General features: G+C 67.4%; 22 protein-coding genes. 15 read left to right on the top strand and 7 right to left on the bottom strand.

Going from position 1 to position 25136, the window contains the following annotated elements; translation table 11 throughout:
• From rplQ to VA603_RS04965, 3 genes are all read left to right on the top strand, one after another.
• Window positions 1–236 (top strand): 50S ribosomal protein L17 (rplQ, locus tag VA603_RS04975; protein WP_323438120.1); only part of this gene is annotated, 236 nt, incomplete at its 5' end.
• Between the two features lie 145 nt (window positions 237–381).
• The gene (locus VA603_RS04970) at window positions 382–897 is read left to right on the top strand and encodes a disulfide bond formation protein B (RefSeq protein ID WP_323438119.1); all 516 of its coding nucleotides are present in this window, start codon (window positions 382–384) and stop codon (window positions 895–897) included.
• 31 nt (window positions 898–928) lie between these two features.
• Window positions 929–2302 carry a class II 3-deoxy-7-phosphoheptulonate synthase gene (locus VA603_RS04965; protein WP_323438118.1) on the top strand — a complete coding sequence of 458 codons (1374 nt, stop codon included), beginning with the start codon at window positions 929–931 and terminating at the stop codon, window positions 2300–2302.
• An 81-nt stretch (window positions 2303–2383) separates the two neighbouring features.
• Here VA603_RS04965 and VA603_RS04960 read toward each other — a convergent pair whose 3' ends face one another.
• Both VA603_RS04960 and typA read right to left on the bottom strand, forming a co-directional pair.
• The gene (locus tag VA603_RS04960) at window positions 2384–2857 is read right to left on the bottom strand and encodes a DUF2127 domain-containing protein (RefSeq protein ID WP_323438117.1); all 474 of its coding nucleotides are present in this window, start codon (window positions 2855–2857) and stop codon (window positions 2384–2386) included.
• Between the two features lie 5 nt (window positions 2858–2862).
• On the bottom strand, window positions 2863–4692 hold the full coding sequence (gene typA / locus VA603_RS04955) for a translational GTPase TypA (protein ID WP_192286591.1): 1830 nt from the start codon (window positions 4690–4692) through the stop codon (window positions 2863–2865).
• Window positions 4693–4913: 221 nt separating this feature from the next.
• Between typA and VA603_RS04950 the strand changes: the two genes are divergently transcribed.
• The 8 genes from VA603_RS04950 (at window position 4914) to VA603_RS04915 (ending at window position 13763) form a co-directional block, all read left to right on the top strand.
• Window positions 4914–5408, top strand: coding sequence for a peptidylprolyl isomerase (locus VA603_RS04950; protein ID WP_323438116.1), 495 nt, complete (start codon window positions 4914–4916; stop codon window positions 5406–5408).
• Window positions 5409–5522: 114 nt separating this feature from the next.
• Complete coding sequence (locus VA603_RS04945; protein ID WP_323438115.1) at window positions 5523–6509, top strand: malate dehydrogenase; 987 nt, start codon at window positions 5523–5525, stop codon at window positions 6507–6509.
• A 10-nt stretch (window positions 6510–6519) separates the two neighbouring features.
• Window positions 6520–7494 carry a glycosyltransferase family 2 protein gene (locus VA603_RS04940; protein ID WP_323438114.1) on the top strand — a complete coding sequence of 325 codons (975 nt, stop codon included), beginning with the start codon at window positions 6520–6522 and terminating at the stop codon, window positions 7492–7494.
• 42 nt (window positions 7495–7536) lie between these two features.
• Entirely contained in the window at window positions 7537–9246 is a 1710-nt protein-coding gene (locus VA603_RS04935; protein ID WP_323438113.1) for a hypothetical protein, read from the top strand.
• Window positions 9247–9296: 50 nt separating this feature from the next.
• Window positions 9297–9908, top strand: coding sequence for an RluA family pseudouridine synthase (locus VA603_RS04930; RefSeq protein ID WP_323438112.1), 612 nt, complete (start codon window positions 9297–9299; stop codon window positions 9906–9908).
• Between the two features lie 202 nt (window positions 9909–10110).
• Entirely contained in the window at window positions 10111–11991 is a 1881-nt protein-coding gene (gene prpE, locus VA603_RS04925; RefSeq protein ID WP_323438111.1) for a propionate--CoA ligase, read from the top strand.
• A 132-nt stretch (window positions 11992–12123) separates the two neighbouring features.
• Window positions 12124–12612, top strand: coding sequence for a hypothetical protein (locus VA603_RS04920; protein WP_323438110.1), 489 nt, complete (start codon window positions 12124–12126; stop codon window positions 12610–12612).
• Window positions 12613–12701: 89 nt separating this feature from the next.
• Window positions 12702–13763 (top strand): suppressor of fused domain protein, encoded by a 1062-nt coding sequence (locus tag VA603_RS04915; RefSeq protein ID WP_323438109.1) that lies wholly within the window; start codon window positions 12702–12704, stop codon window positions 13761–13763.
• 27 nt (window positions 13764–13790) lie between these two features.
• On the opposite strand, the gene VA603_RS04910 is transcribed toward VA603_RS04915, so the two are convergent.
• On the bottom strand, window positions 13791–15281 hold the full coding sequence (locus VA603_RS04910; RefSeq protein WP_323438108.1) for a sensor histidine kinase: 1491 nt from the start codon (window positions 15279–15281) through the stop codon (window positions 13791–13793).
• Window positions 15278–15997, bottom strand: a complete 720-nt coding sequence (locus VA603_RS04905; protein ID WP_323438107.1) for a response regulator transcription factor — start codon at window positions 15995–15997, stop codon at window positions 15278–15280. Before VA603_RS04905 ends, VA603_RS04910 begins: the two co-directional genes overlap by 4 nt.
• 144 nt (window positions 15998–16141) lie before the next feature.
• Between VA603_RS04905 and msrB the strand changes: the two genes are divergently transcribed.
• The 3 genes from msrB to msrA are packed head-to-tail and all read left to right on the top strand — an operon-like array spanning window position 16142 to window position 19194.
• Window positions 16142–16645: a peptide-methionine (R)-S-oxide reductase MsrB gene (msrB, locus tag VA603_RS04900; protein WP_132862528.1), complete on the top strand. Its 504-nt coding sequence runs from the start codon at window positions 16142–16144 to the stop codon at window positions 16643–16645.
• A 33-nt stretch (window positions 16646–16678) separates the two neighbouring features.
• On the top strand, window positions 16679–18445 hold the full coding sequence (locus tag VA603_RS04895; RefSeq protein ID WP_323438106.1) for a cytochrome c biogenesis protein DipZ: 1767 nt from the start codon (window positions 16679–16681) through the stop codon (window positions 18443–18445).
• Between the two features lie 14 nt (window positions 18446–18459).
• Window positions 18460–19194 carry a peptide-methionine (S)-S-oxide reductase MsrA gene (gene msrA, locus VA603_RS04890; RefSeq protein ID WP_323438105.1) on the top strand — a complete coding sequence of 245 codons (735 nt, stop codon included), beginning with the start codon at window positions 18460–18462 and terminating at the stop codon, window positions 19192–19194.
• Between the two features lie 78 nt (window positions 19195–19272).
• Here msrA and VA603_RS04885 read toward each other — a convergent pair whose 3' ends face one another.
• The 3 genes from VA603_RS04885 to VA603_RS04875 all read right to left on the bottom strand — a co-directional run bounded on the left by VA603_RS04885 (window position 19273) and on the right by VA603_RS04875 (window position 22879).
• Complete coding sequence (locus VA603_RS04885) at window positions 19273–19890, bottom strand: glutathione S-transferase N-terminal domain-containing protein (RefSeq protein ID WP_323438104.1); 618 nt, start codon at window positions 19888–19890, stop codon at window positions 19273–19275.
• Between the two features lie 102 nt (window positions 19891–19992).
• Complete coding sequence (locus VA603_RS04880) at window positions 19993–20451, bottom strand: cell wall hydrolase (RefSeq protein WP_132862532.1); 459 nt, start codon at window positions 20449–20451, stop codon at window positions 19993–19995.
• Between the two features lie 397 nt (window positions 20452–20848).
• Window positions 20849–22879 (bottom strand): NADPH-dependent 2,4-dienoyl-CoA reductase, encoded by a 2031-nt coding sequence (locus tag VA603_RS04875; RefSeq protein ID WP_323438103.1) that lies wholly within the window; start codon window positions 22877–22879, stop codon window positions 20849–20851.
• Between the two features lie 252 nt (window positions 22880–23131).
• Here VA603_RS04875 and VA603_RS04870 point away from each other — a divergent pair, with 252 nt between their 5' ends.
• On the top strand, window positions 23132–25111 hold the full coding sequence (locus tag VA603_RS04870; protein WP_323438102.1) for an LTA synthase family protein: 1980 nt from the start codon (window positions 23132–23134) through the stop codon (window positions 25109–25111).
• Window positions 25112–25136 lie beyond the last annotated feature (25 nt).

The following is a 25136-nucleotide window of genomic DNA, read 5'->3' as shown; positions in this document are numbered from 1 at the left end:
TGATCACCCTGGCCAAGGTCGACTCCGTCGCCAACCGCCGCCTGGCCTTCGCCCGCCTGCGTGACAAGGAAGCCGTCGGCAACCTGTTCACCATCTTGGGCCCGCGCTACGCCACCCGTCCGGGCGGCTACCTGCGCCTGCTGAAGTGCGGCTTCCGTGCCGGCGACAACGCTCCGATGGCCTACGTCGAGCTGGTCGACCGTCCGGCCGCCGTTGCCGAAGAAGTCGCCGAGTAATCGCGACCTTCCATCCTGCAAGGGATGAAACAGAAGCCCGGCCTTGGCCGGGCTTTCTGCTTATGGGAAGTCGTCATGGCCGCAGGTGCTGTTGCACTGCGGCCGGGCTGGTACTCTTGCCGGATGGTTGAAACGGGTTGATGTGATGAATCCTTTGCGGTGGAGTTTTCGGGCCCAGTGCCTGACCGGTTTCCTGGTCTGCGCCGGGCTGTTGGCGTTCGCGATCTTCATGCAGATCAAGATTGGCCTGGAGCCGTGTCCGCTCTGCATCTATCAGCGGATCGCCTTTGCGGCGGTGGGCGTGCTGTTCCTGCTCGGCGCCCTGCACGGGCCGGCCAGCCGTGGCGGGCGCGCGTTCTATGGCGTGCTGGTGTTCCTCGCCGCAGCCGTCGGCATGGGCATTGCCGGGCGCCACGTCTACGTGCAGTTGCTGCCGAAGGACCTGGGCAGCAGCTGTGGTCCGCCGCTGAGCTTCCTGGCCGAAACGATGGGCCCGTTCGAGGTGTTCCGCACCGTGCTGACCGGCACCGGTGACTGCGGCAACATCGACTGGACGTTCCTGGGCCTGAGCATGCCGATGTGGAGCCTGGTGTGGTTCGTGATGCTGGGCCTGGGTGCCCTGTATGCCGGCTTCCGCGCGCGCAAGACGCGCCTGTTCTGACTATTTCCCACGTACTGAAACGGTAATTCCCATGAGTTTGTCCCCCTCCCAGCCCGTGGCCGCCATCGATTCAACCTGGGCGCCCGACAGCTGGCGTGGCCGGCCGGCGCTGCAGATGCCGACCTATCCTGATGCGGCGGCGCTGGAATCGGCGCTGGCCGAGTTGCGGCAACTGCCGCCGCTGGTGACCTCCTGGGAGATCTTCGCGCTCAAGCAGCAGTTGGCCGAGGCGCAGGAGGGCAAGCGCTTTCTGTTGCAGGGCGGTGATTGCGCCGAGAACTTCGCCGACTGCGGGTCGGGCACCATCTCCAACCGGCTCAAGGTGCTGCTGCAGATGAGCCTGGTGCTGGTGCACGGCCTGCGCAAGCCGGTGATCCGGGTCGGACGCTTCGCCGGCCAGTACGCCAAGCCGCGTTCTGCCGATACCGAGACACGCGATGGCGTGACCCTGCCGAGCTATCGCGGTGACGTGATCAATGCACCGGAGTTCACCGAGGCCGCGCGCGTGCCGGACCCGCAGCGGATGATCACCGCGCACTCGCGCTCGGCGCTGACGATGAATTTCGTGCGGGCGTTGATCGATGGGGGCTTCGCCGACCTGCACCACCCCGAGTACTGGAACCTGGCGTGGATGCGCTGCTCGCCGCTGGCCGGGGAGTACCAGGAGATGGTGGCCTCGATCGGCGATGCGGTGCGCTTCATGGAGACGCTCTCCGGCGCGCAGGTGCACAACCTCAACCGGGTGGATTTCTACACCTCGCACGAGGCGCTGTTGTTGCCCTACGAGCAGGCGTTGACCCGGCAGGTGCCGCGCCAGACCGGCTGGTTCAACCTCAGCACGCATTACCCGTGGATCGGCATGCGTACCGCCGCGCTGGACGGTGCACACGTGGAGTACCTGCGCGGCGTTCGCAACCCGATCGCGATCAAGGTGGGGCCGTCGGTGCAGCCGGACCAGCTGCTGCGCCTGATCGACGTGCTCAACCCGGACGATGAGCCGGGCCGACTGAGCTTCATCCACCGCATGGGCGCGACGCAGATCGCCGGGAAGCTGCCGCCCTTGCTGGAGGCGGTGAAGCGCGACGGCCGGCGGGTGCTGTGGGTGTGCGATGCGATGCATGGCAATACCGAGAGCACCAGCAATGGCTTCAAGACGCGCCGCTTCGACAACATCCGCAACGAGGTCGAGCTGTCGTTCGACCTGCATGCCGCGGCCGGTACGCGCCTGGGCGGCGTGCATCTGGAGCTGACCGGGGAGGACGTCACCGAGTGCACCGGCGGCGCGCGGGAGCTGACCGAGCGTGACCTGGAGCGTGCCTATCGTTCCAGTGTTGATCCGCGCTTGAACTACGAGCAGTCGCTGGAGATCGCGATGGCGATCGTGCGCAAGCAGGGCGTTCGCTAAAGCGTGGAGCGGAGCCATGCGCCGCTGATGCTTTGCGGGGAAGGCCCATGCCGGGCAGGGCTCGGCACGACCAGGCGTGGCTCAGCGCTTGCGGCGCTTGCCGATATCGCGGGCCAGGACCCAGACCACGAGGACGTTGACCGCCAGCAGCAGCCAGGAGGCCCAGCCGGGGTGCTTGATGATGGCGTACACGTCCAGTGGCAGGTACAGGGCGGCGGAGATGCAGCCCAGCCAGGAAGCCCAGGCCTTGGCGCGCCACAGGCCCCAGGCCTCGAGCACGCGTAGCAGGCCATAGCCGACCAGGGCGGCGGCGCCCAGGTGCACGGTGTCGGGGGTGATCAGGTTCAGCAGCGAGGAGAACGAGCCCTGCTCGGGATCGCCGCCGATGCGCAGGATCAGCGCATTGATGATGGTGCGCAGCGGCGCCGGCCCGGAGATTTCCAGGCCAGCGGCGGCGAGAAAGGCCAGGACGGCCTTTCCCGCTTCCAGCAGCGCGATGGCTGCCAGACCCGGATGCGCATGCGGATCCGGGTTGTAGGGCGTGTTGCCGGCCAAGTGGATCAGCCCGCGCGCGAGGCCTTCTTGCGGTCGCTCTCGGTCAGGTGCTTCTTGCGCAGGCGGATTTCCTTCGGGGTGATTTCGACCAGTTCGTCGTCATCGATGAAGTCCAGGGCCTGTTCCAGCGAGAACTTGATGGCCGGGGTCAGCTGGATCGCGTCGTCCTTGCCCGAAGCGCGCATGTTGGTCAGCGGCTTGGTCTTGATCGCGTTGACGGTCAGATCGTTGTCCTTGGAGTGGATGCCGATCAGCTGGCCTTCGTACACGTTGTCGCCTTCAGCGGCGAACAGCTTGCCGCGTTCCTGCAGCGGGCCCAGCGAGTAGGCCGGGGTGGCACCCGGGGCATTGGCGATCATCACGCCGTTCAGGCGCTTGGCGATGGCGCCCTGTTCCTTCGGGCCGTAGTGGTCGAACACGTGGAACAGCAGGCCCGAACCCTGGGTCAGGGTCTTGAACTCGTTCTGGAAGCCGATCAGGCCACGCGCCGGGATCTTGAAGTCCAGGCGCACGCGGCCCTTGCCGTCCGGTTCCATGTTCTCCAGCAGCGCCTTGCGGGTGCCGAGCTTCTCCATCACGCCGCCCTGGTGCTGCTCTTCGATGTCCACCACCAGCTGCTCGATCGGCTCCATCATCTGGCCGTCGATTTCCTTGATGATCACTTCCGGGCGCGAGACGGCCAGCTCGTAGCCTTCACGACGCATGGTTTCGATCAGCACCGACAGGTGCAGTTCGCCACGGCCGGAGACCAGGAACTTGTCGGCGTCTTCGAGCTGCTCGACCTTCAGTGCCACGTTGTGCACGGTCTCGCGCTCCAGGCGCTCCTTGAGCTGGCGGCTGGTCAGGAACTTGCCGCCGGACAGGTCCTTGTTGCCGGCGAACGGCGAGTTGTTGACCTGGAAGGTCATCGAGATGGTCGGCTCGTCGACGGTCAGGGCCGGCAGCGCTTCGGGGTTGTCCAGGGCGCAGACGGTGTCGGAGATGGTCAGCTCCTGGATGCCGGAGATGGCGATGATGTCGCCGGCCTGGGCTTCCTCGACCTCGATGCGCTCCAGGCCCATGAAGCCCAGCACCTGCAGGACCTTGCCCTGGCGCTTCTTGCCTTCACGGTCGATCACGATGACCGGCTGGTTCTTCCTGACCTTGCCGCGCTGGATGCGGCCGATGCCGATCACGCCGACGAAGTTGTTGTAGTCCAGCTGGCTGATGCGCATCTGGAACGGGCCATCGGCCTCGACTTCCGGCACCGGCACGTACTTCATGATCGCTTCGTACAGCGGGGTCATGTCGCCGTCGCGGACGGTGTCTTCCAGGCCGGCGTAGCCGTTCAGGCCCGAGGCGTAGACGATCGGGAAGTCCAGCTGCTCGTTGGTGGCGCCGAGCTTGTCGAACAGGTCGAACACCTGGTCGATGACCCAGTCCGGGCGGGCGCCCGGGCGGTCGACCTTGTTGACCACGACGATCGGCTTGAAGCCCATCGCGAAGGCCTTCTGGGTGACGAAGCGGGTCTGCGGCATCGGGCCGTCCATCGCGTCGACCAGGATCAGCACCGAGTCAACCATCGACAGCACGCGCTCCACTTCACCGCCGAAGTCGGCGTGTCCGGGGGTGTCGACGATGTTGATGCGGTTGCCATTCCACTTGATGGCCGTGTTCTTGGCCAGGATGGTGATGCCGCGTTCCTTTTCCTGGTCGTTGCTGTCCATCACGCGCTCGGCCAGCACGGTGCGCTCGGACAGGGTGCCGGACTGCTTGAGCAGCTGGTCGACGAGGGTGGTCTTGCCATGGTCGACGTGGGCGACGATGGCGATGTTGCGAAGATTTTCGATGGACATGCGAAAGGGGGCCAGTCGGCGCCGGATTTGGAGAAATGAGTTCAACATTATACGTCGACAATGACGTTTCGCGAAAAATCCGTGTGGCCGGCGGAATGGCCCATTCAGCAAGCCTTGACGCCTCCCGCCAGGCCAGCCTCCGGCGGCTGGGCAGGGGGCGAGGGCGGGAAGTGAGGTGTAAACTAGGCGGCTCTGGAAACACACACTTCCCAAGGATCCACATGTCCCTGATCGCCCACTTCGATACGTCCCGCGGCCCGATCAAGGTCGAGCTGTTCGCCGACAAGGCGCCGCTGACCGTCGCCAACTTCGTCAACCTGGCCAAGCACGGCTTTTACGACGGCCTGGCGTTCCACCGCGTGATCGCCGACTTCATGATCCAGGGCGGCTGCCCGGAAGGCTCCGGCCGCGGCGGCCCGGGCTACCGTTTCGAGGACGAGACCAACAACGGCGTGCGCCACGAGCGCGGCGTGCTGTCCATGGCCAATGCCGGCCCGAACACCAATGGCAGCCAGTTCTTCATCACCCACATCAAGACCGATTGGCTGGACGGCAAGCACACCGTGTTCGGCAAGGTCCTGGAAGGCCTGGACGTGGTTGACGCGGTCAAGCAGGGTGATGCGATCAACAAGATCACCATCGAGGGCGATGCCGACGCCGCGCTGGCCGCAAAGGCCGACCGCGTCGCTGAGTGGAACAAGGTCCTCTCGGCCTGATCCGGATTCGACGGTCGCCGTGCAGGCGGCCGTTTTTGCTTGAGGCCCGGTTTCCGCCGTGCGGCGGCGGCCGGGCTTGACCCCACAACACGCTTCTTAGCAGAGGAAACCCCCATGAAAGCACCCGTTCGTGTTGCCGTAACCGGCGCTGCCGGCAATATCGGTTACGCCCTGCTGTTCCGCATCGCCTCCGGCGAAATGCTCGGCAAGGACCAGCCGGTCATCCTGCAGCTGCTCGAGATCGACAACGAAAAGGCCCAGGCCGCCCTGCAGGGCGTGGTCATGGAGCTGGAAGATTGCGCCTTCCCGCTGCTGGCCGGCGTGGTGACCACCGCCGACCCGCTGGTGGCCTTCAAGGACGTCGACGTGGCCCTGCTGGTCGGCGCGCGTCCGCGCGGCCCGGGCATGGAGCGCAAGGACCTGCTGCTGGAAAACGCCAAGATCTTCACCGTGCAGGGCAAGGCCCTGAACGCCGTTGCCAAGCGTGACGTGAAGGTGCTGGTGGTCGGCAACCCGGCCAACACCAATGCCTACATCGCCATGAAGTCGGCCCCGGACCTGGATCCGAAGAACTTCACCGCCATGCTGCGCCTGGACCACAACCGTGCCCTGAGCCAGCTGGCCGCCAAGACCGGCAAGACCGTGGACAGCTTCGAGAAGTTCACCGTGTGGGGCAACCACAGCCCGACCATGTACCCGGACTACCGCTTCGCCACCACCGGCGGCGCGTCGGTGGCCGAGCTGATCAACGACCAGGAATGGAACGCCAGCACCTTCATCCCGACCGTCGGCAAGCGTGGTGCGGCGATCATCGCTGCCCGTGGCCTGTCCTCGGCCGCCTCGGCTGCCAACGCCGCCATCGACCACGTCCATGACTGGGTGCTGGGCAGCAACGGCAAGTGGGTGACCATGGGCGTGCCGTCCGACGGCTCCTACGGCATCCCCGAAGGCGTGGTGTTCGGTTTCCCGGTGACCACCGAGAACGGCCAGTACACCATCATCAAGGACCTGCCGATCGACGACTTCTCCAGGAAGTACATCGATATCACCCTGGGTGAGCTGGAAGAAGAGCGCGCCGGCGTGGCCGACCTGCTGGGCTGAGCCGGTTCCCATGGAAGAAAATCGAGCTGCGAAGGCGATCATCGCCGTTGTAATCCCGGCCTATCGCGCGAGCGGCTCGATCCTGGGAGTCCTCTCCCAGATCGATGACGGGGTGGACCTTGTCATCGTGGTGGATGATGCCTGCCCGGAGTCCACGGGGCTCCGGGTCCAGGCAGAATGCGTCGATCCGCGGGTGCACGTGATCTTCAATGAGCGCAACCAGGGCGTCGGTGGCGCAATGGTCGCCGGCTACCGCAAGGCGCTGGAACTGGGGGCGACGGTCTGCGTCAAGCTGGACGCGGACGGGCAGATGGATCCGACGTTGATCCCGCGCTTCGTGCAGCCGATCCTGGCCGGTGACGCGGACTACACCAAGGGCAACCGCTTCTTCCACGTGCGCGACGTGGCGGCGATGCCACCGGTGCGCCTGATCGGCAACGCGGGCCTGTCCTTCCTGTGCAAGCTGTCCAGCGGCTATTGGAACCTGTTCGACCCGACCAATGGCTATACCGCAATCCATGCCGATTGCCTGCGTGAAGTCGAACTGGACAAGCTGGAAAAAAGGTACTTCTTCGAAAGCGACCTGCTGTTCCGTCTGCATCTGGTGGATGCGGTGGTGCAGGATGTGCCGATGCGGGCGGTCTACGAAGGTGAGCATTCCAGCCTCAACCCGGCTCGCGAGATCCCGCGCTTCGCGCGCTCGCACGTGCGCAATTTCCTGAAGCGGGTCTTCTATGAGTATTTCCTGCGTGACTTCAGCCTGGCCTCCGTGCAGTTGCTCGGTGGCGTGGCGTTGCTTGCGTTCGCGCTGGTCCATGGCGGGTGGACGTGGGCTCACAACGTAGTGCGCGACATCGAGTCGCCGGCAGGAACTATCGCAGTGGTGAGCATCTCGGCGATCGTCGGTTTCGTGTTGTTGCAGGGCTTCTTTGCCTTCGATTACAGCCGGATCCCGCGGCGGGCCATGCATCGTCTGTCGCGTTGAAACGGCCGGCTGGTGCCGGCATCTGCGCTTCCTGGAGGGGATATGCGGGAACTGAAACAAGAGGCGCCGTATGCCGCAATGGTCATGCTCGGCTTCGCCTTGGTGGGTTACTTTTTTTTCACCGGTCTGTACTGCAGTGACGACACGCGTTATCTGATCGGTGCGATCAAGGTCGCGGTTGGGGAGCCGATTTCGGTTGCCTCGTTGGCTGAACGGCGCGCGATGTTCCTGTTGCCTGGTGCAATGCTGTACCGGCCGGACGCCAGCCTAGAATGGATGATCGTTCCCTATGCGTTGCTGTTCGTCGTGCTCGGGCTCGCGGGTTATTTGGCTGCGCGGCAGTTCCTGGGGCGGTGGGCCGCCATCGCGGGCATGGCGCTGGCCGCCGCGCAGCCGGTGTTTTTTTTATATGCCGGCGCGATGTTGCCGGACTTGTCCTCCACCCTGTTCCTGATTGTTGGCCTGTTGTATTTGTGCCGGTGGGTGCATCAGGTGGTTCCATCGGCCGAGGGGGCGCAACGCGACTCGAGGGGCGCTGCATTCCTGCTGGGCCTGAGCATGGCGCTGGCATTCACGATCAAGGAAAGCGGCCTGGTCCTGATGCCGGTTGTCGCCGCCGTAATGATACTGGCTGGGGCAAAGGCAGGATGGGGGCGTTTCCTGCGCGACGTGGCGCTTGCAGCAGCGGGTTTCCTGTTGCTGCTGGGCCTTGAGGCGCTGTTGTTCAAAGCCGTGGCCGGTCAGTGGTACTCCAGCGTGGGCAGCCTGCTGGTACCGCATGACCTGGCCGGTTTTGCCGACTCTCAGGGGCACGGCGTCATTGATCGCCTGAAGACTCTGAAGATGGTGTTGGGGGGGTATACGACCCTTCTGTGCGTGCTTGCCGGGCTGTCGACCCTGCAATTGTTCGCCAGCTGGTTGCGCGGCCGGATGTCCTGGGCGCAGGCACTGACGTGGCTGGCACTGGTGGGATTCTGGTTGTGGCCGCTTTTGTATTTCACCTTCGGTTCGGCATCGCTGAAGAGCTACTTGCTGCCGGTGATGCAGCAGCGCTACTACGCACCCAGCATCATTCCTGCGGCCATTCTGGTGGCACACCTTGGGGCCGTGGTGATCAGGCAGGGGCGCCTGCTGATGCCTGCGTGGATCCCGGTGGCAACAATGGGGCTGTGCCTGCTTGTTCTGCTGAGTGCTCCCTATCGGCAGCGGCATGAGCGTGGCCTGATCTACGATGCCCCCGCCAAGGAAGCGTTCCGCCAGGCGGAGAGAGATATGCGCAGGCGTTACCCCGGCATTCCCTTCCATGATGTGCACAGTGGCTCGTCCACCGACCAGAACCGTTGCCGGGCGTTGTTGATGCCGGTTCGGGACGATGGCAGCAATCGCTTGATGACGGCAATTCACAGTGGCGCTGATCTACGCGGGGACGATTTCGGCTACCAGCCACCCGTGGTGGGGAAACTCCCCATCCTGATGGCGGGCAATGGCGCGTACATGGATGACCCGAAGGCCTTTCCGTGGGTGGCCACCGTACAGCAGGGTGTTGCTTCCGGGCAGATGAAACTCACGCTCGTGGGGAGATACGGGTTGCTGTCTCCACGGGCGCTGCGTGGCAAGTCCTGGCTGCCAAGAACCGTGGCGGGCGAGCAGGCTGAAGTGCTTGCGCCGACGCCCAGTGCTGAAGAAGCAGCACGACCGACGACGCCGCAGCAGGTGGAGGTCTACCTGGTCGAGGCAGTCCAACGCAGATGAGATGGGCCGTGCAACAGGGCGGATCTGCGCGTTGCAGTAAGGGTGTCTGAATGAAGCTCCATCATCTCGACGAGTACCTGCTGGTCGCCGAAAAGCCGGCCGGGTTGCTGTCCGTGCCCGGCCGCCTGCCGGAAAACCGGGATTGCCTGGTGTCGCGCCTGCAGGTGCTGTATCCGGATGCGTTGACGGTGCACCGGTTGGATCAGGTGACCTCGGGGCTGATGTTGTATGCGCGCGGCAAGGTGATGCAGGCGGCGTTGTCGGCGCAGTTCGAAAAGCGCGCGGTCAGCAAGCGCTACGAGGCCGTGGTGCAGGGGGTGATCGAAGGGGATGCCGGTGAAGTCGCGTTGCCCTTGATCTGTGATTGGCCGAACCGGCCCAGGCAGATGGTGGACTTCGAGCGCGGCAAGCCGGCGTTGACGCGCTGGTGGGTGCTGGCGCGGGATGCGGAGGCGCAGCGCACCCGGGTGGAGCTGGAGCCGGTGACCGGGCGCAGCCACCAGCTGCGGCTGCACATGGCCAGCCTCGGGTACCCGATCGTGGGTGACGTGATGTACGGGGCGCAGCCGGCAGGGCGCGTGCAGCTGCATGCGTGCCGGTTGGGGTTCGTGCACCCGGTGAGCGGGCAGGTTGTGGAGTTTGTTTCGAAAAGCCCTTTTTGAGGCAGGAGCGACCCTCACCCCAACCCCTCTCCCGTTCACGGGAGAGGGGCTCGAATTGCTGCGGCGCGTACGGCACTCGCCCCGCACGCGGGAGAGGGGTTGGGGTGAGGGCCGGCTTTGGTCGTACGACCATCGTCGCAGGGAGCGGTCCCTGTCCTCCGGACTATGCTCGGCTCAGGCCAGGCAGGTTCCGGAGGGTGTCATGCAGTACGAGCAGATCTACCGCCGTTCCATCGAAGCGCCGGAGGCGTTCTGGGCCGAGGAGGCCAAGGCGATCCATTGGCATCGTCCACCGCAGCAGATCCTGGACTACTCCAATCCGCCATTCCGGCGTTGGTTCGTCGGCGGTGAAACCAACCTCTGCTACAACGCGGTCGACCGGCACCTGGCCGAACGTGCCGACCAGCTGGCGCTGGTCGCCATTTCCACCGAGACCAACATCACCCGCGAGATCACCTACCGCGAGCTGTACCGCGAAGTGAATGCCTTCGCCGCGGTGCTCAAGCGGCTGGAGGTCGGCCGTGGTGACCGGGTGGTGATCTACATGCCGAACATGGCCGAGGCGGTGTTCGCGATGCTGGCCTGCGCGCGCATCGGCGCGGTGCATTCGGTGGTGTTCGGGGGCTTCGCGGCACACAACCTGGCGCTGCGCATCGACGATGCCCAGCCGAAGCTGCTGATCGCCGCCGATGCCGGCATGCGCGGCGGCAAGGTGATCCCCTACAAGCCGATGGTCGATGCCGCCTTTGCGGAAGCGCAGGCCCCGCCGCCGAAGGTGCTGATCGTCTCACGCGGGCTGGATGCCGCCGAGCCGAAGGTGCCCGGCCGTGACGAGGACTATGCCACGCTGCGCGCGCAGGTGGGTGAGGTGGAGGTCCCGGTGGAGTGGCTGGAATCCAACGAGCCGAGCTACCTGCTGTATACCTCGGGCACCACCGGCAAGCCCAAGGGCGTGCAGCGTGACGTGGGGGGCTACGCAGTGGCGATGGCGCAGTCGATGCGCACGGTGTTCGACTGCGCGCCGGGGCAGGTGATGTTCTCCACGTCCGATGTTGGCTGGGCGGTGGGGCACTCCTACAACGTGTACGGGCCGCTGATCGGTGGCTGCACGTCGTTGCTGTACGAAGGCCTGCCGATCCATCCGGATGCCGGCATCTGGTGGGCGCTGTGCGAGCAGTACGGCGTGCGCACGATGTTCTCCTCGCCAACGGCCATCCGCGTGTTGAAGAAGCACGACGTGGACTTCATCCATCGCCACGACCTGTCCGAGCTGAAGTACCTGTTCCTGGCCGGCGAGCCGCTGGACGAGCCGACCGCGCAGTGGATCAGCGGGGCGCTGCACAAGCCGGTGATCGACAACTACTGGCAGACCGAAACCGGCTGGCCGGCGCTGACCCTGTTGCCTGGATTGGAGATGAAGCAGGTCAGGTTCGGCTCGCCGGGTTTCCCCAACCTGGGCTACCGGATGAAGGTGATCGACGAGCAGAGCGGGGTGGAGGTGGCACCGGGCCAGAAGGGCGTGCTGGTGATCCAGCCGCCGCTGCCGCCGGGATGCATGAGCACAGTCTGGAACGACGACGAGCGCTTCCTCAAGAGTTATTTCAGCCACTTCAAGGAGCTGCTGTACAGCTCGCTGGACTGGGCGATCCGCGACGAGGACGGCTACACCTTCATCCTTGGCCGCACCGATGACGTGATCAACGTCGCCGGGCACCGGCTGGGCACGCGCGAGATCGAGGAGGCCATCTCCGGGCATCCACGGGTGGCCGAGGCGGCGGTGATCGGCGTGCACGACGAGCTCAAGGGCCAGGTGCCACTGGTGTTCGTCACCCTGAAGCAGGCCGCCATGGCCGAGGAGGTCGAGGGGCTGGCCGCGGAGATGGTGCAGCGGGTGACCGGCTCGCTGGGAGCGGTGGCCCGTCCGGCCCACGTGCATATCGTCAACGCGCTTCCCAAGACGCGTTCGGGTAAGCTGCTGAGGCGTTCGTTGCAGGCATTGGCGGAACGGCGCGACCCGGGGGATCTGTCGACACTCGACGACCCGGGCGCTCTGGAGGAAATCCGCCGCGCGCTGGGGACCTAGCGCAGCCGGGCCGGTGGGCCGCAAGGGCGGCGATCGCAAGGGGGCGGTACGTGTACAGGTAAGCGGATCCGGGGCGGGGGCCCCGGGTCAATGGCGCGTGCCGTGTTTGCGATGCACAACCGAGGAGGGGGAATGGCATTGATCCATGCCAAGACGGCCGCTGGCCGCCAGGAAATCGAGGACCGTGGCCTGCGCCTGGCCGCAGGGTTGCGGTCGGTACTGCTGCTGGTGGACGGGCAGCGTGACGGCAACGAACTGCGGCAGATGGCGCTGGGGCTGCGTGCGCCGGATGACGTGCTTGAACAACTCTCGGCGCTGGGGCTGATCGAAGTGGTCGGTGGCAGCGTCGATCGGGCACCGGCGGTGCCGGTGGCTCCGCTGACCAGTCATCTGGGTGACGATCCGCTGCGCTACCAGCAGTTGCGTGACTGGATGTCCGAAACGGTACGCAAGCACCTGGGCCTGAAGGGCTACATGATCCAGCTCAGGATCGACCGTTGCCGCGATGCACCGGGGCTGGAACAGCTGTGGCCGGACGTGGCCGGTGCGCTGGGCAAGGCCAAGAGCCCGGCATTCGCCAGCCGCTGGCTGGAAGAGACGCGCGCCAAGGTACTGGCCTGACCGCCGCGCGGCCGGACGGCCGCGCCGCATGCCGGCGATCCACCGCACGGGCACTATCATGGCCGCTCGTACCCAGTGGAGCAGCAGGCATGGACCAGCAGGACAACGGCGGGATCAGCACCGCGGGATGGGATGCCATCAACGCCGCGTTGGCGGCGCTGTACCCGGGGCAGGAGCCGAAGCACTACGGCACCGTGGTGTCGCATACGCTCGGTGGCAATGATCCGCTGGATGGGATCAGCATCTACTGGAACGATGCGCCGCAGCCGCACTGGCATTACGTCACCTACGGGTTCTCCGAGCTGTACGACAAGCAGAGCGAGGACCTGGAGGAAAGCGGCTTCGGCTTCGAGCTGACCTTCCGGCTGGCCGCCGAACCTGGCGAACACCGTGAAGGCACCCCGCCGAGCTGGCCGATGAACCTGCTGCAGAACCTCGCGCGCTATGTGTTCAGCAGTGGCAACGTGTTCGAAGCCGGGCACCACCTCGATGCCAATGGCCCGATCGCGCTGGACAGCCCGACCCAGCTGCGCCACCTGGCATTCGTGACCGACCCGCAACTGCCGCCGATCCCCAGCGCCAACGGCCGGCTCGCGTTCCTGCAACTGGTCGGCCTGACCGACGAGGAGATGGCGGCGGTCAAGCGGTGGTCCACGCAGGGCGTGCTGGACGTGTTCCTGCCGGCGATGCCGCTGTGGATCACCGAGCTGGCACGGCCCTCGCTGCTGGAGGATCCGGCGGTGGCGGCGCAACTGGAGGCAGGCAGCCAGCGGGAAGGCTCCAGCACCGGCATGTTGTTCGTGGAGATGCTGGACTGGTCGGTCGAAGGGCCACTGACCACGCTGGTGCTGGGCGCCGGCCAGGTCGCCAGCGTGCTGGAACTGCTGCCGTTGCGCCTGCATCACGACAAACCGCTGCTGATCCTGGCCAATGACCGCCAGTGGCGCTTCGAGCCGGGTGTCGCCGACGATGTCCAGAGTGACGCCGACAGCGTGCGCTGCGTGCTGTCCGATGCCAGCCTGGCGGCGATGCTGGCCAGCGTGCGGCCCGAGCGCGGCCTCTACCCGCTGCCGGGCGGACGCTTGCAGGTGGAGGTACGGCCGACGCTGCTGCGCGACGGGCAGGGTGAGGTGATCCGCGAGATCGGTTGAGGCGTGGCCGCCGGCGATGGACGGCGGTCAGTTGCCGGACGGGCGCGGGTGCCTTCCGGCGGCCGGCAGCGAGAACTCGAAGCGCGCGCCTTCGTCGCTGTCGGCGAGCGTGATCCGGCGGTGGTGCAACTGAAGGATGCGGTGCACGATCAACAGGCCCAGCCCGCCGCTGTCCGGGCGCTGGCTGCCCAGTGCCGGCGGCGTGCTGAACAACTGCGCGCGCCGCTCCGGGGCAATGCCCGGGCCGGTATCGGAAACGCTGACCTGTACCTCGCCGGCAACGGCCTGCAGGGTCACCTGCACGTGCCCGCCTTCCGGCGTGTGGCGGATGGCGTTGTCGAGCAGGTTGGTCAGCACGCGCTCGATCAGTCCCAGGTCGGCCTCCACGGCGGGCAGCCCGGCCGGGATCCCGGCGCGCAGCGATTGCCGGCGCGCCTGCGCGGCCAGTTCGAATTTCTGGAACACGTCCTGGACCAGGTCCGGCAGCGAGAAGGCCTGCAGGTCCAACACCACGCCGCCATGCTCCAGCCGCGCCAGTTCGAACAGTGCCTGCGCCAGCCGGCCGACCTTGTTGCTCTGTGACAGGGCGATGGCGAGGTAGCGCTGGCGTTCCTCGGGGCTGAGCGTGGCGTCCTTGAGCGCCAGCGTTTCCAGATAGCCATGCAGCGAGGACAGCGGCGTGCGCAGGTCGTGCGAGATGTTGGCGACCAGCTCGCGTCGTTGCAGGTCCTGCTGGCGCAGTTGCTGCCATTGCTCGCCGATGCGCTGGGCCATGTGGGTGAAGCTGTGCTGCAGGATGGTGAGTTCATCGCGCTCGCCCGGCCGTGGGGCGCGCGGTGCGGGCAGCCTGGCCGGTGCGCCGGCTTCCATGTCGAAGGCCTGGATGTCATCGGTGAGCTGGCGCAGTGGCCGCGTCACCCAGCGGAAGGCGACCACGCCGGCGAGCAGGCCGACCCCCGCGACGATGGCCAGCGACCACAACGTGGTGCGCAGGCTGGTGCTGGCGGCGACGTTCGCGGCCAATGCCTCGTGTTGTTCGCCGACCAGCACCACGTAGATGTAGCCGACCTGGCGGCCCTGCACGACCAGCGGCGCGGCGTTGAACACCTTGCGCCCGCCGAGGCTGCGCGGGTCGTCGCCGAGGATCGGCAAGGCCGCGCCAGCCAGCAGCGCCTGCACCGGGGCCAGGTCGACGCGGTCGCGCTTGAGGTGCCCATCCGGCGCGTCGTGGCCGAGGATGCGGCCCTGGTCGTCGAGCAGGTAGACCTCGACGCTGGGGTTGACCGCCATCAGCTTGCCGAACAGCGCGCGGACCTCGCCTTCGCGCATGCCGCCGGCATCCATCAATTCGCCGCGGCGCGCGATGTGCTCGGCCAGGCCGCGCGACAGGCGCTGCACGGTTTCCTGCTCGTGCATGCGCGTGCTGCGCATCTGTATCCACGCCAACGCGCCGCAGCACACCAGCAGCAATGCGCAGAACACCACCGACAGGCGCTGGGAGAGGGTGAGCCGGTTCATGCCGTGCTCCCGTCGTCGCTGGCCAGCTTGTAGCCGCGCCCCCACACGGTGAGGATGCGCCGCGGTTCGGCCGGGTCGCGTTCGATCTTGTTGCGCAGGCGGTTGATGTGGGTGTTGACGGTGTGTTCGTAGCCATCGTGGCGATGGCCCCAGACCTGGTTGAGCAGGTCCATGCGCGAGTACACCTGGTCCGGATGACGGGCAAAGAAGTACAGCAGGTCGAACTCGCGCGGGGTGAGGTCCAGCGGGGTGCCGTCCACCTGGGCGGTGCGTGCCACCGGGTCGATGCGGACGCCGGCGGTCTCGATCTCGCCGGCATCGATGCGGGCGTTCTGCGCCATGGCTTCGACACGGCGCAGCAGCGCCTTGACCCGTGCCACCAGTTCCAGCATCGAGAACGGCTTGGCCAGGTAATCGTCGGCACCCAGTTCCAGGCCAAGGATGCGGTGCACCTCGCTGGCACGCGCGCTGGTGATGATGATCGGCGTGTAGCGCGTCATCGCACGTGCACGCCGGCAGATCTCCAGCCCGTCCATGCCGGGCAGCATCAGGTCCAGCACCAGCGCGCTCCATTGCTGGTCCTCGAGCAGGCGCAGGCCTTCGTCACCCGTGGCGGCGTGGGTGACGTCATAGCCTTCGTCGCGCAGGTGCATGCGCAGCAGGTTGGCGATGTGGGCATCGTCCTCGACGATCAGGACACGTTTTGCACTGCTCATCGGCAGGTCGGGGCCAGCGGGAAGATGGCGCCATTGTCGATGGATAACGGCGGCGATGTGTCACGGAAAATTTAACTCTGCGTGAGGATTCGTTGACCGTCGCGGGCACAGCATGGGCACATCATCCCTGCCAGGAGATTGGCCATGTCCCTCACCCGTCGCAGATTGCTGGGCATCGGTGGCAGCCTGGCCGCGGCCAGCCTGTTCGGCCTCAGTGGCTGCGGCCGGGCCGCGCCGGCGACCGCCGCCACCGGGCACCGCTTCGAGGTCATGCACAGCGACGCGCAATGGCGGCAGCTGCTGACGCCGGGGCAGTACGCGGTGTTGCGCGGACAGGGCACCGAGCGGCCGTTCAGCAGCCCGCTCAACGACGAGCATCGGCGCGGCACGTTTGCCTGCGCCGGTTGCGCGCTGCCGCTGTTTTCCTCGGCCACCAAGTTCGACAGCGGCACCGGCTGGCCCAGTTTCTGGGCACCGCTGCACGGCGCGGTGGAACAGGCGCGCGACACCAGCTTCGGCATGGTGCGTGCGGCCGTGCACTGCCACCGGTGCGGCGGCCATCTCGGCCATGTCTTCAACGACGGCCCGCGCCCGACCGGCCTGCGCTACTGCATGAACGGCGTGGCCCTGCAGTTCATGGCGGCCTGAGCGCCGTCCACGTTCCCCGACAAGGATCCCTCCATGCTCCTGTTCGTGCTTGCTTACCTGGGTGGCGTGCTCACCCTGCTCAGCCCCTGCATCCTGCCGGTGCTGCCGTTCGTGTTCGCCCGGGCCGACCGGCCGTTCCTGCGCAGCGGCCTGCCGTTGCTGCTGGGGATGGCGTTGATGTTCGCGGTGGTGGCGAGCCTGGCGGCGGTCGGCAGCCATTGGGTGGTGCAGGCCAACCAGGTCGGGCGCTGGATCGCGCTGGTGGTGATGGCCCTGTTCGCGCTGGCGTTGTTGTGGCCAGCCCTGGCCGACCGCCTGTTGTCGCCGCTGCAGCGGCTGGGCGCGCGGCTGGGCACGGTGGCTGACAGTGCCGCCGATGCCGGCCGGGGCGGGGTGATGACCTCGCTGCTGCTGGGCGTGGCCACCGGCCTGTTGTGGGCACCTTGTGCCGGGCCGATCCTCGGCCTGATCCTGACCGGTGCGGCGTTGCAGGGCGCCAATGCCGGCACCTCCGGGCTGTTGCTGGCCTATGCGCTGGGCGCGGCCACTGCGCTGGGATTGGCGGTGTGGGTCGGCGGGCGCGTGTTCGCGGTGTTGAAGCGGCGGCTGGGGACCAGCGAGTGGATCCGGCGGGGCCTGGGCGCGGCGGCATTGCTGGCGGTGGTTGCGATCGCGATGGGCTGGGACACCGGGCTGCTGACCCGTGCCTCCACCCCCAGTACCACCCGGCTGGAGCAGGGCCTGCTGGACCGCTGGCACACGCCTGCCCGCGGGGCGGGGCCGGCGATGATGATGATGGCCGCTGACCCCGGCGCGGGTGCGGCTTTGCCGGTCGAGGGCGCATTGCCTTCGCTGGCCGGTGCAACGGCCTGGCTCAACGGCCCGCCGCTGGAGGCCGCAACGCTGCGCGGCAAGGTGGTGCTGGTCGATTTCTGGACCTATTCCTGCATCAACTGCCTGCGCACCTTGCCGTACGTGCGGCAGTGGGCCGAGCGCTACCGCGACCACGGGCTGGTGGTGATCGGCGTGCATGCACCGGAGTTCGCCTTCGAACGTGACCGCGACAACGTGGAGCGTGCGGTGAAGGAACTGGGCATCACCTATCCGGTGGCCATCGACAACGACTACGCGATCTGGCGCGGCTTCGACAACCACTACTGGCCGGCGCACTACTTCATCGATGCGCAGGGGCGCATCCGTGCCCACCACTTCGGTGAGGGCGACTACGCCAACTCCGAGCAGATCATCCGCCAGCTGCTACGCGAGGCGGGCAACCCGCTGCCCGGTGATGCGCCGACCATGATGGGTGGCGCGCAGGAAGGCGTGGCCTTGCAGGCGGACATGGACAACCTGCTCTCGCCGGAAACCTACATCGGCCATGCGCGCGCCGAGCACTTTGCCTCGCCGGGCGGGCAGAAGCCCGGCCAGGTGGCTGACTACCAGGCGCCGACGTCGCTGCAGCTCAACCAGTGGGCGCTCGGCGGCCGCTGGAACGTGGAGGGCGAAGACGCGCAGCTGCAGCAGCGCGGCGGTCGCATCGTGTTCCGCTTCCACGCCCGTGACCTGCATCTGGTGCTGGCGCCCCGCGACCCGGCCCATCCGGTGCGCTTCCGCGTGCGCATCGATGGCAAGGCCCCGGGTGCCGACGCCGGTGGCGACGTATCGGCCAGCGGTGAGGGCGTGGTCGACGAGAACCGCCTGTACCAGTTGATCCGCCAACACGGCGATGTCCAGGAACGCAGCTTCGAGATCGAATTCCTGGATCCGGACGTGCGTGCCTACGCCTTCACCTTTGGTTGAACCGGGAGCAGACGATGAAGATCGCAACGGAAAAATGGGTGGCCGGCGGCATCGCGATGGCCGTTGCCGGCCTGCTGATGGCGATGGCGCTGGGCATGGGCCGGCCGGTGCAGGCGGCGCCGGCCAAGGTCCCGGTGCCGGCCGCCGCCGGCGCGGCGGACCTGCACCAGCCTGGCATGCGGCACGCCCGGGTGGTGTTTGCCGGTGGCTGCTTCTGGGGCGTGCAGGGCGTGTTCCAGCACGTGAAGGGCGTGCAGAGCGCGGTGTCCGGTTACATCGGTGGCAGCGCTGCCGAAGCCCACTATGCGCGGGTCAGCAGCGGAACCACCGGCCATGCCGAAGCGGTGCAGGTCACCTACGACCCGGCCCAGGTCAGTTACGCGCAGCTGATGCAGGTGTTCTTCTCGGTGGTGCACGACCCGACCCAGTTGAACCGGCAGGGGCCGGACCATGGCAGCCAGTACCGTTCGGCGATCTATACCGACGATGCGGGCATGCGTGCGGCGAGCTTGGCCTACATCGCGCAGCTGCAGCGCAGTGGCGTGTTCCCGGCGCCGTTGGCCACCCGCGTGGACGGAGGCAAGGCGTTCTACGTGGCCGAGGGCTATCACCAGAACTACCTCGCGCTGCATCCGGATGCGCTGTACGTGCGCATCAACGACCTGCCGAAGGTGGAGGCGCTCAGGCAGCAGTACCCGGCCCTTTACCGGCAGACGCCGCAGCTGATGATGACGGTGTCGGTGCGCTGAGCCGGCGAGGGCGCCGAAAACGCAACGGGCCGCCGGCAACTGTACCGGCGGCCCGTGATGTGCGCGGTGGCGCGGGACTCAGCTCAGGCCTTCGGCCTGCATCGCGGCCTGCACCGCGGCGTCGGCGCGCAGGCGCTGCTCATAGCGGTCCAGCGCGTCCAGGCCGCTCAGGTCGACCTTGGTGCCACGGGCCCAGCGCAGGGTCACGAAGGCATAGGCATCGGCGATCGACGGGCGCGGCGTGCCGCCCAGCCAGTCGACCTGTGCCACGCGGTCGTTGATGCGCTGGAAGTAGCCGCGCAGCTTCTCGCGCGCGTTCTGCTGGGTCAGCGCGATGGCCGCCTCGTCGCCCAGGTACTTGGTCGAACCGAAGATCGGGTGGAAGGCCGGATGCACGTCGGCGTTGACGAAGGACAGCCAACGGTCCACTTCGGCACGGGTGCGCAGGTCGCTGCCACCATCGAGCGCGGCCTGAGGGGCCTTGCCGCTGATGTAGTGGAGGATGGCGGCATTCTGGGTCAGCACCCAGCCGTCGTCCTCGAGCACCGGCACCGCACCGGCCGGATTCTTGGCCAGGTACTCCGGCGACTTCATGGTGGCGTAGTCGACGACTTCCGCCTCGAACGGCAGGCCGGACCAGATCAGGGTGATGTGGTCGGCCAGCGAGCAGGCGCCGGGCTTGGTGTAGAGCTTCATGCGGGTCCTGGAAGGATGGAACGGACCGGCATTATCACCACAACCCCGTAGCGATCGGTGATGGCGCGGTGGCACGCACTGTCCGGACGCTGGGACGCGGGCTCAGGACGAACGCGGCTTGAGCGACTGCACCTTATAGAAGGTGTGCCCGCCGATGGTGGCCACCTGGTAGGCGTTGCGCCAGCTCGGGCTGGCGATGGCGTGGGCGGCGAAGTGGCTGGCGCCCGGCACGATCTCCTTGCGCTCCCCGGCCGGCAGCGCCCAGTTGCGCTCGGCGGCGAAGGCCACGTCGACGGCTTCGGCCCAGGCGTCGTCATTGCGCAGTTGGGTACCCGGTGCCACCAGGGTAGGGGCGAACTGCTTGCGTGCCGTCACCACCTGGCACATCGAGTCTCCCCACAGGCCACTGTCGAGGCGGCGCAGGGCGACTTCGGCGACGGCCTGTTGGCCGCGCAGGGTCTGGTCGCGGGCTTCCAGGTAAACGGTGGTGCTCAGGCACAACGAGTCGGCTGCCGGCTGCGGCAACATCTGCGACAGCCAGAGAATCCAGGCCAGTTTCATAAATCTCCTTGCTCCGTGTGGGCCACGGCCGCCGGGTTCCGGATATCGGATGGAACCAGGGACAACCGCGACTTGGCGTTATGGGGAGGCGGCCGTGGCATCGGGGCCGCCCCGTGGGCGGCCCTCGATCAGATCGGGGAGGGCCGCGCCTTGCTCACCGGAACTGGTGGGTGAGCGAGAAGTGCGCGCAAGGTAGGGGGGCGATCCCAAACTTTTCCTGAATGCGGATTCTTGACATTCAGGTTTGTTGCAGGGGCCGGAACCGTCCGGCGGGACCGTTTTCGACCCCGCCGCCCGGGCCGTGACTGTGCTTTGCATCACGGAAAGGGCGGCAGTGCGTGCCGCGCAGGCCGGTGACGCGGCGCCGCCGGGCGGGTTGCCCGGCGTGCACGGCCCCTCAGAGTGCCGCGGCCAACCGGCTGCCCTGGTCGATGGCCCGCTTGGCGTCCAGTTCGACGGCGACGTCGGCACCGCCAATGATGTGGACGCTGCGGCCCTGCGCCTGCAGCTCGGCGGCCAGATTGCGCTGTGGCTCCTGGCCGGCGCAGATCACCACGGTGCCCACGTCCAGCAACTGCTCCTGGCCATCCACGCGGATGCGCAGGCCGTGGTCGTCCACGCCCAGGTACTCGACCCCGCCCAGCATCTGCACACCCTTGGCCTTGAGCGTGGCGCGGTGGATCCAGCCGGTGGTCTTGCCCAGGCGCGCGCCGGGCTTGCCCGGGCTGCGCTGCAGCAGCCAGACCTTGCGGGCCGGCGCTTCGGGCTGCGGGCGGGTGAGCGCGCCCCGGTTGCTGAAGCTCGGGTCCACGCCCCATTCGGCCATCCAGCGTGCCGGGTCCAGCGCCGGCGAAAGGCCTTCGTGGACCAGGAACTCGCCGACGTCGAAGCCGATGCCGCCGGCGCCGATGATCGCCACCTTGTCGGCGGCGTGGACCCGGCCCAGCAACACGTCCAGGTAGCTCACCACCATCGGGTGGTCGGCACCGGGGAAGTCCACCCGGCGCGGCAGGATGCCGGTGGCGACCACGACCTCGTCGAAGCCGGCCAGCGTGGCGGCGTCGGCGCGGGTGTCCAGGCGCACGTCCACGCCGGTGTCGGCCAGGCGATGGCGGAAGTAGCGCAGGGTCTCGTGGAACTCTTCCTTGCCCGGGATGCGCTTGGCGACATTGAACTGCCCGCCGATCTCGCCGGCGGCATCGAACAGGGTGACCTGGTGGCCACGCTCGGCCGCGACCGTGGCGCAGGCCAGGCCGGCCGGGCCTGCGCCGACCACCGCAACCCGCTTGGGCGCAGGGGTCGGGCGGTAGACGAGTTCAGTCTCGTGCGCGGCGCGCGGGTTGACCAGGCAGGTAGCGCGCTTGTTGACGAAGATGTGGTCCAGGCAGGCCTGGTTGCAGGCGATGCAGGTATTGATGGCCTCCGGTTTCCCGGCGCGGGCCTTGGCCGGCCAGTGCGGGTCGGCCAGCAACGGGCGTGCCAGCGAGACCATGTCGGCGTGGCCATCGGCCAGCACCCGTTCGGCCACGTCCGGCATGTTGATGCGGTTGACCGCCACCACCGGCACGTTGACGTGCGGCCGCAGCTTGGCGGTCACGCCGGTGAACGCCGCGCGCGGCACCGAAGTGGCGATGGTCGGAACCCGTGCCTCGTGCCAGCCGATGCCGGAGTTGATGATCGTGGCCCCGGCCGCTTCGATGGCCTTGGCCTGCAGCAGGATCTCTTCCCAGTTGCTGCCGTCCTCAACCAGGTCCAGCAGCGATAACCGGTAGATGATGATGAAGTCCGGGCCGCAGGCCTCGCGGATGCGGCGCACGATCTCCACGGCAAAGCGCATGCGCTTGCTGGCGTCGCCGCCCCAGGCATCGCTGCGCTTGTTGGTGCGCGGGGCGATGAACTCGTTGATCAGGTAGCCCTCCGAGCCCATCACCTCCACGCCGTCGTAGCCGGCCTCGCGGGCCAACCGGGCGGCGCGGGCGTAGCTGGCGATCTGGCGGTCCACGCCCCAACTGCTCAGCGCGCGCGGGGTGAACGGGTTGATCGGTGCCTTCAGCTTCGAGGGGGCCACCTGCAACGGGTGGTAGGCGTAGCGGCCGGCATGCAGCAGCTGCAGGCAGATCTTGGCGCCGTGCGCATGGACCGCCGCGGTGACCGGGCGGTGCCGGCCCACTTCCCAGGGCCAGGACAGCTTGCTGCCGAACGGCGCCAGCCAGCCGGCGATGTTTGGTGAAAAGCCGCCGGTGACCAGCAGCGCCGCACCGCCGGCCGCGCGCTCGCCGAAATAGGCGGCCAGCTTGGGGAAGTCGCGGCTGTGGTCCTCCAGGCCGGTATGCATCGAGCCCATCAGGATGCGGTTGCGGAGCTGGGTGAAGCCCAGGTCCAGCGGTGCGAACAGGTGCGGATAGGCGGTGTCGGTGGCTGGCGTCATCTTGGATACGCTTGCGTACGGAATACCCCCATTCTGAGGGGCAAGGCCGTCTTTTCTCAATCCTCGCCCTGGCGCCCCGCCGAAACCGCCGGCGGGGAAGGCGCCCTGCCTAGCAAATGATTGTTGTCATCGGATTACAATCCGTGCCGGCCGGCCGGGTTCCAGCGCTGGCAGGACAGGGGCGTCACTATTTTGAATACACAGATTTCTTCGCCCGCAGGGGCGAGGTTGTTCCCGCGCTTGTGGCTGCTGGTGGCAGGGATTGCCATGTTCGGTGCGGTGGCGCGGGTCTCGATGTGGCTGGCCTATGCCGGCGCGGGCCGGGGCAGCGAGCTGCTGTGGCCGGTGCTGTGGCAGGGCATGCGCTATGACCTGGTGGCCGGCGCGGTGTCCGCGCTGCTGGTGGCCCTGCTGGCCGCACCGCTGTGGCTGTCGGGCCGGCGCGAGCAGGCGGTGCGCTGCGCGCAATGGCTGCTGGTCGCGATCCTGCTGCTGTTCGCGCTGCTGTCCATCTGCGAGCACTTCTACTACGCCTTCTACAAGACGCGGTTCGACCCGATCGTCTTCGGCATGTTCGAGGACGATACCGGGGCGATCCTGCAGACCGTCTGGGACGACTACCCGGTCGTCCCCGGCGTGCTGGCCCTGCTGGTTGCCGGTCTCGCGCTGGGCTGGCTGGTACCGCGGCTGGGGCAATGGCTGGGCCTGCGCTGGCCAGCCGGGTCCGGTGGCTGGGGCAAGGCCACCGTGCTGGTCGTGCAGTGCGTGCTGTTGCTGCTGCTGGCGCGCGGTTCGGTGGGAACCTTCCCGCTGGTGCGTCGCGACGTCACCGTCTCGGCCGACCCGTTCGTCAATGCGCTGGTGCTCAACGCGCCGCTGACGCTCTACCGCGCCGCACGCGTGCGCGCCAAGGAAACCGACGTCGGCACCGACCCGCTGGTCGGCGTGCACCGGCTCGGCTTCGCCAGCCTGCAGGAAGCGGCCCACGCCGCGGGCCTGCCTTCCGGTGAACCGGGCCATGTACGGGCCGCGCTGTTCCCGACCGCGCCCGGTACGCCGCGCACGCTGTCCAGCTCGCCGCACGTGGTGGTCGGGTTGCTGGAGTCGTTCGGCCAGGACCTGTTGTACAGCGACGGCCCCGGCAACGACATGCTGGGACGCCTGCGTGGCGAGCTCGCCCATGGCTACCGTTTCGACAACTTCATCGCCGGCCAGAACGGGACCCACCCGGAACTGGAGAACCTGCTGCTCGGGTCGCCGATCACGCCGCTGACCGTCGGCCGCAACGCACGCATCACCTTCGACAGTTCCGCCGCGTTGCCGTTCAAGCGCGCCGGCTACCGCACCGCCTTCGTCTACGGCGGTGGCAGCGACTGGCGCGAGATCGGCACCACGTTCACCCGCCAGGGCTTCGACCGCGTCTACGACGCGCGTGACATCCGCCAGCAGTTCCCCAAGGCCGATGGCACCGAGTGGGGCCTGTATGACGCCTGGCTGTTCCGTTTCGCCCAGGCGCTGCTGGCCAAGGCCGATGCCGATGGCGAGCGGCTGTTCCTGGTGGTGCTGACCACCAGCAACCACCCGCCGTTCCAACTGGACACCGCGCACCGCGCGCTGCCGCAGGATCCGGCGGCACTGGGCCCGCGCGCGCTGCCCGACACCGCCGAGCTGCGGCGCATGCTGACCACCTACCAGTACCAGGCCGACGAGTTCGGCGCGTTCCTGCAGACGTTGCGGGAAAGCCCGCTCGGCGAGCGCACCATCATCGCCGCGGCCGGCGACCACAACCTGCGGACCCATTACCGCTACGACCTGCCGGCCGAGCAGGTCGACGTGGACCGCGTGTTCGCCTGGCTGCGGGTGCCGCAGGCCTTCGCTCCCGCGGGCAGCGTGCCCGATACCCGCGCCTTCGCCGGGCATGCCGACCTGATCCCGACGGTGGTGTCGCTGGCGTTGCCGGGGCAGTCGTACTTCGCCACCGGTCGCAACCTGTGGGGCGCCGCCGGGGATGGCGGCGATGCACTGGCCCAGTTCGATCGCCTGTACACCCCGCAGGGCGTGCTGTGGCCGCTCGCCACCCCCCAGTTGCATGCGTGGAAGGACGCCCGTCACCTGGCCGTCGAAGGCGTCGCACCGGACGCGGCGACCGCGGCCCGCGTACGCCGCGTCGCCGCCGGGGTGGCATTGCGCGATTGGTACATCCGCGACCAGGTGCTGCAGAAGCGGCGCTGAGGTCCGGTGTGTTGCCTTGGGCAAT

The organism is Stenotrophomonas capsici (assembly GCF_034961085.1).
Lineage (GTDB): Bacteria > Pseudomonadota > Gammaproteobacteria > Xanthomonadales > Xanthomonadaceae > Stenotrophomonas > Stenotrophomonas capsici.
This window is presented reverse-complemented; position numbering and strand designations above follow the sequence as displayed.